This window comes from Porphyrobacter sp. AAP60 (genome assembly GCF_001296025.1).
Classification (GTDB): Bacteria; Pseudomonadota; Alphaproteobacteria; order Sphingomonadales; family Sphingomonadaceae; genus Erythrobacter.
Map to the genome: position 1 here is coordinate 423,748 of NZ_LJHV01000008.1, position 12,991 is coordinate 436,738.

The window sequence follows — 12,991 nt, forward strand, 5'->3', positions numbered from 1 at the left end:
GAGAAGCAATGTCCTATGCCGCCGCCGCTCTGGCGACCTATACCAACATGTTCGGTACGCTCGATCACCTTGTCGCCAAAGCCAGCGCGCACGAAAAGGGCGAGGCACTGTTGCAAGCGCGGCTGGCGCAGGACATGTTGCCGCTCCATACCCAGATCCGCTTCACACTCGATCAGGTGGTGACCGCGCTTAACCGGCTCGGCGGCAGCGGGCTGAAGACGGACGAAAGCGACATCACCAGCTTCGCCGATGCCCGCGCCCGGATTGCAGCCGCACAGGCGCAGCTCGCCGCCACTGATCCCGCCGCATGGCCAGATGCGCGTGACACCGTGGAGTTCACCCTCCCCAACGGTATGGCTTTCGCGATGCAGGCGCACGAATACTGCCGCGACTGGACAACGCCGCAGGTCTATTTCCACCTGATGGCAGTCTATTCCATCCTGCGCGCCGAAGGTCTGGCGATCGGCAAGGCGGATTATGTCGGCTACATGATGAAATATCTGAAGCAGCCCGAAGCCTAAGATGCACCGCTACGATCCCGCCCGGCAGCGTCTCGCATTGGGCCTCGCGGGCCTGGCGGGGCTGGTGGATGCGACGGGGTTTGTGGTCGCGGGCGGGTATTTCACCTCGTTCATGTCGGGCAACACCACGCGCATGGGGGTGGATCTGGTCGAGCGGCCCCTGCTCGCGCTTGCCCCGCTGGGGCTGATTGCCTGCTTTCTGGCGGGGGTGATTGCAGGCGCGCTGATCGGGCGGCGGGTGACAGGGCGGCACAAGAGGGTGCTGCTGGGGCTGGTCGCGATGGCGCTGGGCGTAGGCGCGGGGTTGCTGGCGGCGGGCCACCCCATCCCCTTTCTCGCCCTGTCGGCACTGGCGATGGGGCTAGCCAATAATGTTTTCGCACGCGCGGGCGAGGTAACTGTCGGCGTGACCTACATGACCGGGGCGCTGGTGCGCTTCGGCCAGGGGATCGCCGCAAGGCTTGCCGGCCGGCCGCTCGAGTCCACCCGCGGCTATGGCTGGCTGTGGTGTGCGCTGGCGGCGGGGGCGGCAGCAGGCGGGGCGCTGGCGCTGCATCGCCCTTTGGCCGGGGCGAGTGCTGCTGCCGGGCTGGCCGTGCTGCTGTGGATCGCCGCAGCATGGATCAAAACCGCGCCGGAATGACTTGTCCTTTCCATGAAAACGAAAGTCCGTTCCAATTGGTCGCACGCCGTGCTGGTGTGCAAGAAATGTTCGAAAAAGCTGGCGAAGAAAGGCCGCGGGTTCGGCCCCGATGACAAACGCCTGTCCGCCGCGCTCAAACGCGAACTTGGCGCAGGCAAGGGTCGCAAGGCCCAGGTCGGCGTGATCGAGGTGCCCTGTCTCGACATTTGTCCGAAAGGCGGCGTGGTCGTCATCGACAGCCGCCACCCGCAGGACTGGCGTATCCTGACACCCGATACGCCCATTGCAGAGGCCGCCGAGCCGCTGCGTTAGAGCGCGGCGGCGACAGCCTCTGCATGGTGTTTCGCGTTTTCCGCATAATGCGCAACGCCCATGCGCATTCCGGCAATCGCGGCGTCGTTCAGATCCTTCAGCTTCACCGCAGGCCGCCCCGCCCATAACTCGCGCGCGCCCATCACCTTGCGCTCGGTCAGCATCGCCCCTGCTGCCAGCATCGCATCGCTGGCGATCACCGCCTTGTTCATCACAATCGCGCCGAGGCCGACAAAGCCGCGATCATGGATCGTGCAGCCGTGTACCATCGCCATGTGGCCGATCAGCACATCATCGCCGATCACCAGCGGGCACCCGTCAGGATCGCCGGGGCGCGGCGGATCGCAGTGGAGGATGCTGCCATCCTGCACATTGGTGCGTTCCCCGATGCGGATCGAAAACACATCGGCGCGCAGCACGCAATTGTACCAGATCGAGGAACCCGCCCCGATCACCACATCGCCGATGATCGTGCAGCCGGGTGCGATGAAGGCGGTTTCGTGGATCCGCGGCGTCTTGCCGTGGATCGGGATGATGTTGACGCCGGGTCTTTCGCCCATTTTGTGGTTCATTGCTGGCTCTCCCATTCTTCGCGCGTGATCGCGTACTGGATAATCGGTTCGGGGTCAGCCGGATCGCTGAAATCGAGGTCTTCGCGGCGTTCCATGCCAAGCTTTTCCATCAATCGCCAACTGCCCACGTTGGGCTGGCAGGTCAGCGCGACCAGATGCGGCGCGGCGTGGACGGCGAAGCCCCAGTCCACCACAGCCCGCATCGCTTCTACCGCATAGCCCATCCGCCAGCGATCCTCGCGCACCAGCCAGCCGATTTCGAAATCCTGCGGGTTGGGCGCGAGCGGGTGGGCGACTTTGCGCAGCCCGCAATGGGCGACGATTTCGCGGCTCTCGCGTTCTTCGGCGAGCATGAAACCGTAACCATGCGCGGCAAAACTGGCGCGCGCGGCGGCGTGCTTGGCCGCGATCACGGCGCGTGGCTGCACCCCGCCCAGATGCCGCATCACCGCAGGCGTGTTGAGCAGCGTCATGTGCGCATCAAGGTCGCCATCGCCGATCTGCCGCAGCACCAGCCGCTGCGTGGTGAGCACCGCCGCCGTCATGCCGCCTGCCATGCACCACGGCAGGGTCGCGGGTTTCCGGAGAGTTTGATCATGTCGAAGCCCTGGATTGCGTTTCAGTCGACCAGTTCATGCCAGCGAAACTGCGGCAAAGTCGATGCATATTGATCGCTCCACACCGATGGCGCCGGCGCGACAGGCTTGCGCCATGTTGCGGGCGGGCTGTCTTGGGTGATCGCTGTCAGCGTGGTCTCCTGCGGTGCCATCACCACCCACACCGAATAGGTCAGCATCGAAGCGGTGTCCGGCGCATCGGCGCGCACGGCAGCGAACAGCCCGGCATCTTGCGCCAGTGCCGCCAGCACCGGTTCGAGATTGAAGAAGCGGTTGGAAATGTGGATCGCAATCGCCCCGCCATCCGTGATCGAGCGGCGATAGGTCTGCAGGGCTTCGCGGGTCAGCAGGTGCAGCGGGATCGAATCCGACGAGAATGCGTCCACCACAAGCACATCATATTGTCCGGCGGGCTCGCGTTCCAGCGCCAGCCGGGCATCGCCGATCACGGTTTCGCTATCCGGCGCGCAATCGGCGAGGAAGGTGAACTTGCCCGCGGCCGAAAAATCGAGGATCGCCGGGTCGATTTCATAGAAGCGATAGGTCTGATCAGGCTCGCGGTAACAGGCGAGCGTGCCTGTCCCCAAACCCACAACGCCAATGTCGGCGCCTTTGCCCATCACCTGCGATGTGCGGGCCAACAGCAGGCCGACCCCGGAATTGCGGCCATAATAGGCGGTCGGCTCGCGCCGCTTTTCGGGATGGAGGAATTGCCGCCCGTGATCGGTCGTGCCGCTCGCCAGAATGCGCAGGCCCAGCGCCGTGTTCGTGATGACGTTATAGACACCGAAATAACTGCGCACCCGTTCGCCGTGGGCATAGGTGCGGCCGTGTCCGACAAGACTGGTGGCCACCATCATGCAGCAGAACACTGCCACAAAGGCGAAGCGGTTGAAGGCCAGCACCAGCGCGATCGCAGCCAGCCCGCCATACAGCACGATCGCCCACAGCCCGACATCGCCCAGCGTGGCATAGAACAACAGCCACCCCAGCACGAAGGCAAGCAGCAGCCCGGCGCCGAGCAGCACAATCCGCATCGTGCCACCGGAAACAATCCGCGCCTGCCATGTGGCAAACCAGCGCAGCGGGATCAGCGCCGCTGCGGCGAGCACCAGCAGCGGATGTTCCCACACCCAGTCGAACAGCAGCGGTGCAAGCAGCGCCGTAAACAGTCCGCCAAGCACTCCGCCCGCCGACATCACGAGGTAGAACAGCGTCAGGCGCGAAGGATCGGGCCGCAATTCGTACATCCGGCTGTGCAGCGCGACCGCAATGACGAACAATAGCGCCACCGAAGCCGCCAGCAGCCACAGACCGCCGCCCGATTGCGAAACCATGGCCATTCCGCCCGCCAGTAGCACCACGACCGGCGCGGCGCGGGTGATCATTCGCGCCAGCCAGCGCTGCTGCGCAAAGGCCACGCTGAAGCTGAGCAGATACAACCCCAGCGGGATCACCCACAGCAGCGGCATGGCAAAGATATCGGTTGTCAGATGCGTGGTGGTCGACAGCATCAGGCCCGAAGGCACCGCTGCCAGCGCCAGCCACAGCACAATGCGCCGCCAGCCGACCGGATCGGCGGTGTTGGCGGGTTCCGCCTCACCATGTGCGGTGCCCTGCGCGGCGCCCTGTGTCTCACCATGCCAGCGCGCTGCGGCCACCAGCAGCAGCAACAGCAGCATCGCGCCGTAACCGAGGCTCCAGACGAGGCTTTGCTGGACCAGCGGCAAAAGCGGCTCGATCAGCAGCGGGTAACTCAGCAACCCGGCAAAGCTGCCGAGGTTCGAAGCGGCATAGAGCGGGTAAGGATCGCCCGCGTCAGGATCAGCCGAATACCAGCGCTGGATCAGCGGGGCCTGCGCGGAAATCAGGAAGAACACCGGGCCAACCGATGCAAACAGCAGGGCGGGCACCCAGAACACTTCCAGACCTGCGCCAAAGCCGGGCAAATCGGCCAGCGCCAGCGGCAAAGTAAGCGCGGCGAGCAAGAGCAGCCCGATGTGCAGCATCAACTGACGCCGCAACGCCAGTCTGCCAATCAGGTGGGCATAGGCGTATCCGCCAAGCAGCAGCGCCTGATATACCAGCATCGCGCTGTTCCAGACATTCGGCGTGCCCCCCAGCCGCGGCAAGGCGAGCCGCGCCATCAGCGGTTGCACCAGAAACAACAGGAAACTGCCCGCCAGAATGGCCGCAACGAACAGCGAGCGGCGGGGGGAGGTCATTATCGGTCGGTCCATAAGGGGCTATCGTCCGGCCTATCGCCCGGCAGCCCCTGCTTTCTGCCAAATCTGGCGGGCGATGGAATAGGCGATGATGCGCGGGTTTTCGGGATCGAAATCGGCGCTGTCGAAATCCAGATCCTCGCGCCGCTCCATCCCCAGCCGCAGCATCAGGCCCCAGCTGCCGGTATTGCCCTGCACCGTCAGCGCGATCACCTCGTCCGCATCGAACTGGTCGAAGGCGAGATCGAGCGCCGCGGCGGCGGCTTCTTTGGCGTAACCCTTTCCCCAGGCATCTTCGCGCAGCCGCCAGCCGACCTCCATCATTCCCTGCGGCCCGCCCGGCTGGTTGGAGCGTTTCAGCCCGCAAAAACCGAGCAGCGCGCCGTCCTCGCAGCGCTCGACCACCCAGAAGGTATGGCCGTGATCGCGCTGATAAGCTTCCAGCCGCGACCGGGCGGCTGTGCGGGTGGCATCATCTGCCACACCGCCCAGCCAGCGCATGACAGCAGGCGTGTTGGTGGTGCGCCAGAACTCCGGCCAGTCATCCTCGCGCCAATCGCGCAAGGCAAGGCGAGCGGTTTCGTGTCGGAACTCCGCCAAGGCTTCAGCCGCCGAGCAGGCGGGCGACATGCGCGGCGTGATAGGTCAGGATACCGCTGCACCCGGCACGTTTGAAGGCGATCAGCTTTTCCAGCACCAGCGCATCGCGATCCCCGATCCCGGCCGCCTGCGCGGCTTCGATCATCGCGTATTCGCCGCTCACCTGATAGGCGAACACCGGCACATCGAAGCGTTGCTTCACGCGGTAGATAATATCGAGATAGGCAAGGCCCGGCTTCACCATCACGCTATCGGCACCCTCGGCAATGTCGAGCGCGACTTCGCGCAGCGCCTCGTCGCCATTTGCCGGGTCCATCTGGTAGGTTTTCTTGTCGCCCTTCAGCAAGCCTCCGCTGCCCACCGCATCGCGGAACGGGCCATAGAAGGCGCTGGCATATTTCGCAGCGTAGGACATGATCTGCACATTGGCATGGCCGTGCATTTCCAGCGCACGGCGGATCGCGTGGATGCGGCCGTCCATCATGTCGCTGGGCGCAATGATATCCGCCCCCGCATCGGCCTGATTGACCGCCTGATCGACCAGCGCGGCGACCGTATCGTCGTTCACCACGTAGCCTGCATCATTCACCAGCCCGTCCTGCCCGTGAGAGGTATAGGGATCGAGCGCCACATCGGTCAGCACGCCGATGCTGTCGCCGCAGGCATCCTTGATCGCGCGGATCGCCTGGCACATCAGGTTATCGGGATTATGCGCCTCTGCCCCGTCATCGCTGCGAAGCTCGCGCGGGGTGTTGGGGAACAGCGCGACCACCGGAATGCCCAGCGCCGCTGCCTCTTTCGCCCGTGCCACAATACCATCGACCGACCAGCGCGACACGCCCGGCAAAGTCGCGATCGGTTCTTCCACGCCCTTTCCGGCGGTCACGAACAGCGGCCAGATCAGATCGGCGGGGGTGAGGATGGTCTCGCGGTGCAGCGCGCGGCTCCAGCCGGTGGCGCGGCTGCGGCGTAGGCGGGTGTTGGGATAGCTTCCGGTCATGGGGGCAAGGCTTACGCCCAATCGCGCGGGCGCGACAAGTCTTCGTTACAGCTTGCCCGCAGCAACGCTGGCCGTGGCCGGTTTGGCCGCGATGTCGATCTTCTCGATCTCGCGCACGGGTTCCCTGATCTCGTTCGGCAGCGGGGCGAGATCCTGCAATGCGGCGCCAACCTCGATCTCTTTCAGCTTGATCAGCTGGCGGCGGAAATCCAGCAGCTGGGTGCCCGAAAGCTCGGCCCGGGTGACGAATGCGACGCTGGCGGGGTTGATCGCCCGGCCGCCGCGATACATTTCATAATGGAGGTGCGGGCCGGTCGAAAGGCCGGTCGATCCGACATAGCCGATCACCTGCCCGCGCCGCACCTGCTGGCCTGCGCCCACCGCCATGCGGCTCATGTGGCAATAGCGGGTGGAGAGCCCGCCGCCATGCTCCAGCCGCACCGCGATGCCGCAGCCACCTGCACGGCCCGCCGCACTCACCCGGCCATCGGACGCTGCGACAATCGGGGTGCCGTGACGCGCCTTGAAATCCATGCCCGCGTGCATCCGGGTGTAGCCAAGGATCGGGTGGCGGCGCATCCCGTAATTCGACGAGATCGGCCCCGGCACGGGCGCCAGCAGGCCGCGACGCTGCTCGCCCACGCCCGAAGCTTCGTAGAACCGCCCGTCGCTGCCCCAGCGCATCAGCTGCGTGCGCGGCTTGCCCGCCCGGTCAACGCCTGCATACATCAGCTGGCCTGCCTGGCGTTCGCCGGTGGCGGCGCGGCGATAGCCGATGATGATATCGAATTCATCGCTCGCGCGCACTTCGCGCTCCATGTCGATCTGCGCATCGAGCGCTTTGAGATATTCCTGCACAGCACTGGCCGGGACACCTGCCTGCCGCATCGAACGGTAAAGGCTGCTGCCCACCATGCCGCGCACCCTGAGCGGGGTATCATCGACGCGGATGATGTTACGCTTCAGCGCCAGGGGCCCGCTTGGCAGCACCGGGGTGCCATCTTCGGCGGTCTCGCCCACACCGGGCCGGACGAGTTCCAGCTGCAGATCGAACCGCGCACGGAAGGCGAGGCTGTTGAGCGGTCGCGGCTCGCCCGGTGCGGGCCGGCGGCCCAGCAGCACATCCATCTGCGTGCCCGAAGCAATCTCGCCCACCGGCAAGGCCTGACCGACCAGCGCGGCAGCGCGATCGACATCGCCCGCCGACACGCCTGCGCGGCGCAGCATCGAGGTAAAACTGTCACCCGGCGCCAGTGTCACCACCATTGCGATCTGCGGGCGTTCCGGCGCGCTTTTGAGCGGGATTACCGCCTCGGTCGGCCCCATGCGGCGGCCCGAATCCGCGCCCAGTGCCAGCGGCAGGATCATCTGGCTGCGCAATTCGCTGTCGATCGCTTCGCCCTGCGGCATCGCGGGGCGCGCTTCGAGCGGGGTCAGGTCAGGCCAGAAAGCCAGCGCCAGCGCGCCCAGCGCCACCAGCGTTCCCAATCCGCGAAACCAGCGGCGGCTGCCGATGTTCTCGGCCAGATCAGGCGCCAGATCGAGCGCGTCGAACCGGCGCGAGACGCCAAGACGCCACTTGTCATAGCGTTCACCCACCCCGTTGATCCGCGCAACCATCCGGCGCTTTGCCTTTTGCGCCGGTGTCGGCGGGGCCAAGGCCCTGGCATTGCGGAAATAGGGCAGCAGGTCGCGCGCGGTTTCGGGATTGATCGGCACCAGCGCATTGGCACTCTCGCCCGCACGCGGTTCCGCATCAGAGCCGCTTTCCGGCTCCGGCAGATCGTTCAGGTTGCGCGCATGGTCCAACATCAATGCCTCGAAAGCGGCGCCCGTATGTTGCGAGGCTCACTGTCACACAAGGCCACCCCTTGTCGCATTTTGATGCCAGAACAAAGTAAATCCGGCGTTAACCAGCGACCAGCCGCACTGCGGATGCGATAAGGTGTTGTGCGTAGGTGGCAGCACGCCGGACCGCCGCCCTTGCCCGCTGCCCGCAAGCCTGACAGAACCCTGAAAGTCGTGAACAAGCCCCTTTCCCCCCGCCCCGGCGATGACAGCCGCGTGCGCGCCGTGCTTGGGCCGACCAACACCGGCAAGACCCACCTGGCGATCGAGCGCATGTGCGGCCATTCCAGCGGCATGATGGGCTTCCCCCTGCGGCTGCTGGCGCGCGAGGTTTATGACCGCGTGCGCGCCATCAAGGGGGACAAGCAGGTCGCGCTGATCACCGGCGAGGAGCGGATCGAGCCGCCGGATGCGCGCTATTTCCTGTGCACCGCCGAAGCCATGCCGCGCACCGTCGGCGAGGTCGCCTTTGTGGCAATCGACGAAGCGCAGCTGGGCGCAGACCCCGAACGCGGGCATATCTTCACCGATCGCCTGCTGCACGCGCGCGGGCGGGAGGAAACGATGATCCTCGGCTCCGCATCGCTGGAACCGATGGTCAGGGCGCTGATACCCAAGGCCGAAATCACCAGCCGCCCGCGCTTTTCCACCCTCAGCCATGCAGGCATCTGCAAACTTTCGCGCCTGCCCAAACGCAGCGCGGTGGTCGCCTTCAGTATCGAACAGGTTTACGCCATGGCCGAAGCGCTGCGGCGGTTTCGCGGCGGCGCGGCGGTGGTGATGGGCGCGCTCTCGCCCGAAACCCGCAACAAGCAGGTCGAACTGTTCCAGTCGGGCGAGGTCGATTACATCGTGGCCACCGATGCCATCGGCATGGGGTTGAACCTTGATCTCGATCATGTCGCCTTTGCTGCGCTGTCGAAATATGATGGCAGGCGCAAACGGCGGCTGACCCCGGCGGAAATGGCGCAGATCGCGGGGCGTGCCGGGCGGCACCAGCGCGATGGCACCTTCGGCACGCTGTCTGGCATGAGCACGGCGAGCCAGCAGGGTGAACCGCTCGCCTTCACCGATGAAGAAGTCTACGCGATCGAGGAACACAAGTTCGCGCCGCTGACGCATCTGTTCTGGCGCGATGCCACACCGCGGTTCGATAGCCTGCGCACGCTGATCGCCGATCTGGAAGCGCGGCCTGCCGAAACCGTGCTGCGCGGCGCGCCCGAAGCGATCGACATGGCGGTGCTGCGGCGGCTTTCGGAAGATTCGCTCGGGCAATCGGTGCGCGGGGCGGGATCGGTGCGGCGCTTCTGGGAGGCGTGTTCGCTCCCCGATTTCCGCAATCTGGGCGTGGAACAGCACGCAAGGTTTATCGCGCGGCTGTGGCAGGACCTGGGTCAGGGTTATATCGGCGCGGATTTCGTCGCTGCGCGCATCGCGGAACTTGACCGGATGCAGGGCGACATCGACACGCTGCAAGGGCGAATCGCGGCGATTCGCAGCTGGGCTTATATCTGCCAGCGGCCTGATTGGGTGCTGGCTCGAGACGAAATGGCGGCGCGGGCTCGCGCGGTCGAGGCGAAGCTTTCGGATGCGCTGCACGCGCGGCTGACCGAAAGATTCGTGAACCGAAGGACGACACTCTTGATGAAATCGCTGGGGCAGGATGCAAGCGCGCTGCCCGTCACACTCGAACCCGATGGCCAGTTGACGGTCGAGGGAGAAACCATCGGGCGGCTTGAGGGCTTCCGCTTCCATGTCGATCCCGATGCCGGCGTGGCTGATCGGCGGATGCTGCTGGCGGCCGGCGAAAAGGCGCTGCCCGCGCTGCTGGAGAAGCGTGCGGATTGGCTGCTGGGTGAAGGGCTGGCCGAACTGGAGATCAGCGGCGGCGCGATTCGCTGGCGTGGTCAGGGTGGCGGCCGCGCGCTGGCGGATATCACCTTCCCCGGCCACCCCTTCGGTGCGCCCAAACTCGCCCTGACCCGCGATGTGGTGCTGCTTTCGGAAAGTGCCAAGGCAAAGCTGGAGGCGGGCCTTGCCGCATGGCTCGACAAGCAGCTTGAACCGCTTGATCCCTTGCGCAAGCTGGCAGAGGCCGCACGCGATCCCGAGGCGGGGTCGCAGGCACGCGCGCTGGTGATCACCCTGATCGATGCACGCGGGGTGATTTCGCGCGAGGAAGCGGGTCTGGAGCACCTGCCCAAGGAAATGCGCCCCTATCTGCGCAAGCTGGGGATCACCTTTGGCGCGCTTGATATTTTCGCGGCCCCGCTGCTCAAGCCCGCGCCGCGCCGGTTGCTGCACGCGCTGGGGCTGGATACGCGCCCGCTTCAGGACGCGATGCTGCCGGTGCTGGCGGAAGGCAGCTGGGCCAAGGGGCGTCTGCCCGCCGGATACCGCTTTGCCGGGTCACAGGCGATCCGCGTCGATCTGGCCGAAAAGATCCTGCGCGCCGCCTTCGATTCCCGCGCCGTGGTGACAGCGGCCAAGCCGAAGGAGCGCAATCTCCCCTTCCGGCTCGATCTGGCGCTGGCAGTGTCGATCGGGCTGGAGGCGGAGAACGCCCGCCGCCTGCTCGGCAGTGCTGGCTTTCGCTGCGATCGTGCCCGCGTGCTGCCCGAAGGCGCGCAAGGCGCCCCCGCGCCCGATCGCTGGCACTGGCGCCCGCGCCGTCCGGACGAGAAGGGCGATAATGGGCGCGATCAAAGGCCTGCCCGCCGCAAGGGGCAGGACAGGTCGCAAGCCAAAAACCATCCAGCCAAGGGCAAGCTGGCCAACAGCAGGCAGCAGGGGGATGACAGGCGCGGCCAGCGCCCCGCCAGACCCGTCCAGACCCCCGCCAGGCCCCCGGTTGATACCGGCCCGGCCCGCGCTGGCGGCGCTTTCGACAAGTTGGCGGACCTGCTGAAAGGATGACAGCGGGCGGCGCGGCCGGATCGGTGCGGGTCGACCGTCTGCTGGTCTGCCTGCGTTTTGCCCGCACACGCTCTGCCGCGCTGTCACTGATCGAAACCCGCGCTTTGCGCCGGAACAGAAAGCATGTGCTGCGTGGCAGCGAGCAGGTGCGTATCGGGGATGTGCTGACCATTGCCATGGGCCAGCAGGTCAGGGTGATCGAACTGCTCTCCCTCCCCGAACGCCGCGGGCCGCCTGTCGAGGCGCGTTCGCATTATCGTGAGGTTGACGGCTCTGGACTTGACCCTAAAGGGCAAAACACCATAGGCGCGTCGCCGCCTGTGCCGGGCGTTCTGTCCGGCGATTCCGAAGATCGCTTTTGAAAGAGCCGCAATGACTTACGTCGTCACCGAAGACTGCATCAAGTGCAAGTACACCGACTGTGTGGAAGTGTGCCCGGTCGATTGCTTCTATGAGGGCGAAAATATGCTGGTGATCAATCCCAGCGAATGCATTGATTGCGGCGTGTGCGAGCCCGAATGCCCGGCCGAGGCGATCCTGCCCGATACCGAAGACGGTCTGGAAAAGTGGCTGGAACTGAACACCCAGTATTCCGCCCAGTGGCCGAACATCACCAGCCAGAAGGCGCCGCCCGAAGATGCCGATGCGCACAAGGGCGAAAAGGACAAGTTCCAGCTCTATTTCAGCGCAGAACCGGGCGAAGGCGACTGATCGGCCCCTGCCTGCGCCCGGCGATTGGAACAGGCCTGCGCCTACCCTGTTGAAAGGGTATGCAGTCTCTTCTTACCTCTCTCAGGGCCGGCTGGTCACGCGCTAGCGATAGCAATGCCGGCCTGATCGCCGCCGGAATCGCCTATTACGGATTTCTGGCGCTTGTCCCCCTGCTGGCAGCGGCATTTCTGACCTATGGTCTGGCGGTCGACCCGCAAACCATCGCCGCGCACGGCGAAAGCCTTACCCGGACATTGCCCGGCGCGGCGGGCGAACTGGTGGCGGGACAGCTCGACAACGTCACCGAACAACGCGGCGGGAGCAGCGGGCTGGGACTGGTCGTTGCGCTCGCACTGGCGCTGGTGGGCGCAAGAGTGGCAGCGGGCGCGCTGATCACCGCGCTCGACATGGCCTTTGCAGAGCAACCGGACCGCGGCTTTATCGCTGGTAACCTTCTCGCCTTGGCGATCACATTGGGCGCTGTTCTGGCGCTGGGCCTGATGGCGGGCATCACCGCGATGGTTTCGACCATATTTGCAGGATCGGGCGGGGCTTTTGCCAGTTACTTTTTGATGGGGGTAGCAGGATTCGCAGGGGCAGCGCTGGCCTATCGCATCGTGCCGCAGCGGCAAGCCGTAACCCGCGCCCAAGCCATGCGCGGCGGCGCACTATTTGCCACAGGCTGGATCGCGGCCAGTGCCGGCTTCGGTTTTTATACAAGCAATTTCGGCAATTACGACGTGACCTACGGATCGCTTGGTGCGGTGGTGGTGTTCCTGACCTGGATCTGGCTCAGCGCGTGGCTGCTGCTGCTGGGCGCGCACTTTGCTGCGGCGAGCCGGCTTATGAGCGATTGACAGGTTCGACTCGCAATTTTGTTGCGAGCGTGCTATATAATAATGCAACCGCGCAGGCCCGCAGCCCGCGCAGGCGATGAAAACCAGGAAGGCCGCACCACCAGCAACCCCCAAACCGGATGATCCGCTCCCGGCGCTTGCCCTCATCCGAGGTCGGGTCGCGCCGCCG

Annotated in this window: 13 protein-coding genes; 7 read left to right on the forward strand and 6 right to left on the reverse strand. The window is 65.4% G+C overall.

Features of this window, described 5'->3' with window-relative positions:
* The first annotated feature begins 8 nt into the window (after positions 1–8).
* The 3 genes from IP79_RS07895 to IP79_RS07905 are packed head-to-tail and all read left to right on the forward strand — an operon-like array spanning position 9 to position 1,476.
* A complete protein-coding gene (locus IP79_RS07895; protein ID WP_054118688.1) occupies positions 9–521 on the forward strand; it encodes a DUF1993 family protein in 513 nt (170 codons plus the stop codon).
* 1 nt (position 522) lies between these two features.
* Positions 523–1,164 carry a YoaK family protein gene (locus tag IP79_RS07900; protein ID WP_054118689.1) on the forward strand — a complete coding sequence of 214 codons (642 nt, stop codon included), beginning with the start codon at positions 523–525 and terminating at the stop codon, positions 1,162–1,164.
* Between the two features lie 12 nt (positions 1,165–1,176).
* Positions 1,177–1,476 (forward strand): (2Fe-2S) ferredoxin domain-containing protein, encoded by a 300-nt coding sequence (locus IP79_RS07905; RefSeq protein WP_054118690.1) that lies wholly within the window; start codon positions 1,177–1,179, stop codon positions 1,474–1,476.
* Here IP79_RS07905 and IP79_RS07910 read toward each other — a convergent pair.
* The 6 genes from IP79_RS07910 to IP79_RS07935 form a co-directional block, all read right to left on the reverse strand.
* A complete protein-coding gene (locus IP79_RS07910; RefSeq protein ID WP_233994127.1) occupies positions 1,473–2,048 on the reverse strand; it encodes a gamma carbonic anhydrase family protein in 576 nt (191 codons plus the stop codon). The genes IP79_RS07905 and IP79_RS07910 overlap by 4 nt on opposite strands.
* A complete protein-coding gene (locus IP79_RS07915) occupies positions 2,045–2,593 on the reverse strand; it encodes a GNAT family N-acetyltransferase (protein ID WP_054119005.1) in 549 nt (182 codons plus the stop codon). The genes IP79_RS07910 and IP79_RS07915 overlap by 4 nt, the downstream gene beginning before the upstream one ends.
* Before the next feature lie 74 nt (positions 2,594–2,667).
* Positions 2,668–4,890: a spermidine synthase gene (locus IP79_RS07920; RefSeq protein WP_054118691.1), complete on the reverse strand. Its 2,223-nt coding sequence runs from the start codon at positions 4,888–4,890 to the stop codon at positions 2,668–2,670.
* Positions 4,891–4,923: 33 nt separating this feature from the next.
* Complete coding sequence (locus IP79_RS07925) at positions 4,924–5,520, reverse strand: GNAT family N-acetyltransferase (protein WP_233994128.1); 597 nt, start codon at positions 5,518–5,520, stop codon at positions 4,924–4,926.
* Positions 5,495–6,490 (reverse strand): porphobilinogen synthase, encoded by a 996-nt coding sequence (gene hemB / locus IP79_RS07930; RefSeq protein WP_054118692.1) that lies wholly within the window; start codon positions 6,488–6,490, stop codon positions 5,495–5,497. Before hemB ends, IP79_RS07925 begins: the two co-directional genes overlap by 26 nt.
* 45 nt (positions 6,491–6,535) lie before the next feature.
* A complete protein-coding gene (locus IP79_RS07935; protein ID WP_054118693.1) occupies positions 6,536–8,302 on the reverse strand; it encodes a M23 family metallopeptidase in 1,767 nt (588 codons plus the stop codon).
* Positions 8,303–8,512: 210 nt separating this feature from the next.
* On the opposite strand from IP79_RS07935, the gene IP79_RS07940 reads away from it, so the two are divergent.
* From IP79_RS07940 to IP79_RS07955, 4 genes are read left to right on the forward strand one after another with little or no spacing between them, the layout of a single operon-like run.
* Entirely contained in the window at positions 8,513–11,254 is a 2,742-nt protein-coding gene (locus IP79_RS07940; RefSeq protein WP_054118694.1) for a helicase-related protein, read from the forward strand.
* The gene (locus IP79_RS07945) at positions 11,251–11,616 is read left to right on the forward strand and encodes an RNA-binding S4 domain-containing protein (protein ID WP_233994129.1); all 366 of its coding nucleotides are present in this window, start codon (positions 11,251–11,253) and stop codon (positions 11,614–11,616) included. The genes IP79_RS07940 and IP79_RS07945 overlap by 4 nt, the downstream gene beginning before the upstream one ends.
* Before the next feature lie 10 nt (positions 11,617–11,626).
* Positions 11,627–11,965: a ferredoxin FdxA gene (fdxA, locus tag IP79_RS07950; protein ID WP_054118695.1), complete on the forward strand. Its 339-nt coding sequence runs from the start codon at positions 11,627–11,629 to the stop codon at positions 11,963–11,965.
* A gap of 59 nt (positions 11,966–12,024) precedes the next feature.
* Complete coding sequence (locus IP79_RS07955; protein ID WP_054118696.1) at positions 12,025–12,822, forward strand: YihY/virulence factor BrkB family protein; 798 nt, start codon at positions 12,025–12,027, stop codon at positions 12,820–12,822.
* Positions 12,823–12,991 lie beyond the last annotated feature (169 nt).

Coding starts and splice junctions, on each gene's coding strand:
- IP79_RS07895 (WP_054118688.1), top strand. CDS start 9: ATGTCCTATGCCGCCGCCGCTCTGGCGACCTATACCAACATGTTCGGT.
- IP79_RS07900 (WP_054118689.1), top strand. CDS start 523: ATGCACCGCTACGATCCCGCCCGGCAGCGTCTCGCATTGGGCCTCGCG.
- IP79_RS07905 (WP_054118690.1), top strand. CDS start 1,177: ATGAAAACGAAAGTCCGTTCCAATTGGTCGCACGCCGTGCTGGTGTGC.
- IP79_RS07910 (WP_233994127.1), bottom strand. CDS start 2,048: ATGAACCACAAAATGGGCGAAAGACCCGGCGTCAACATCATCCCGATC.
- IP79_RS07915 (WP_054119005.1), bottom strand. CDS start 2,593: ATGACGGCGGCGGTGCTCACCACGCAGCGGCTGGTGCTGCGGCAGATC.
- IP79_RS07920 (WP_054118691.1), bottom strand. CDS start 4,890: ATGACCTCCCCCCGCCGCTCGCTGTTCGTTGCGGCCATTCTGGCGGGC.
- IP79_RS07925 (WP_233994128.1), bottom strand. CDS start 5,520: ATGTCGCCCGCCTGCTCGGCGGCTGAAGCCTTGGCGGAGTTCCGACAC.
- hemB (WP_054118692.1), bottom strand. CDS start 6,490: ATGACCGGAAGCTATCCCAACACCCGCCTACGCCGCAGCCGCGCCACC.
- IP79_RS07935 (WP_054118693.1), bottom strand. CDS start 8,302: ATGTTGGACCATGCGCGCAACCTGAACGATCTGCCGGAGCCGGAAAGC.
- IP79_RS07945 (WP_233994129.1), top strand. CDS start 11,251: ATGACAGCGGGCGGCGCGGCCGGATCGGTGCGGGTCGACCGTCTGCTG.
- fdxA (WP_054118695.1), top strand. CDS start 11,627: ATGACTTACGTCGTCACCGAAGACTGCATCAAGTGCAAGTACACCGAC.
- IP79_RS07955 (WP_054118696.1), top strand. CDS start 12,025: ATGCAGTCTCTTCTTACCTCTCTCAGGGCCGGCTGGTCACGCGCTAGC.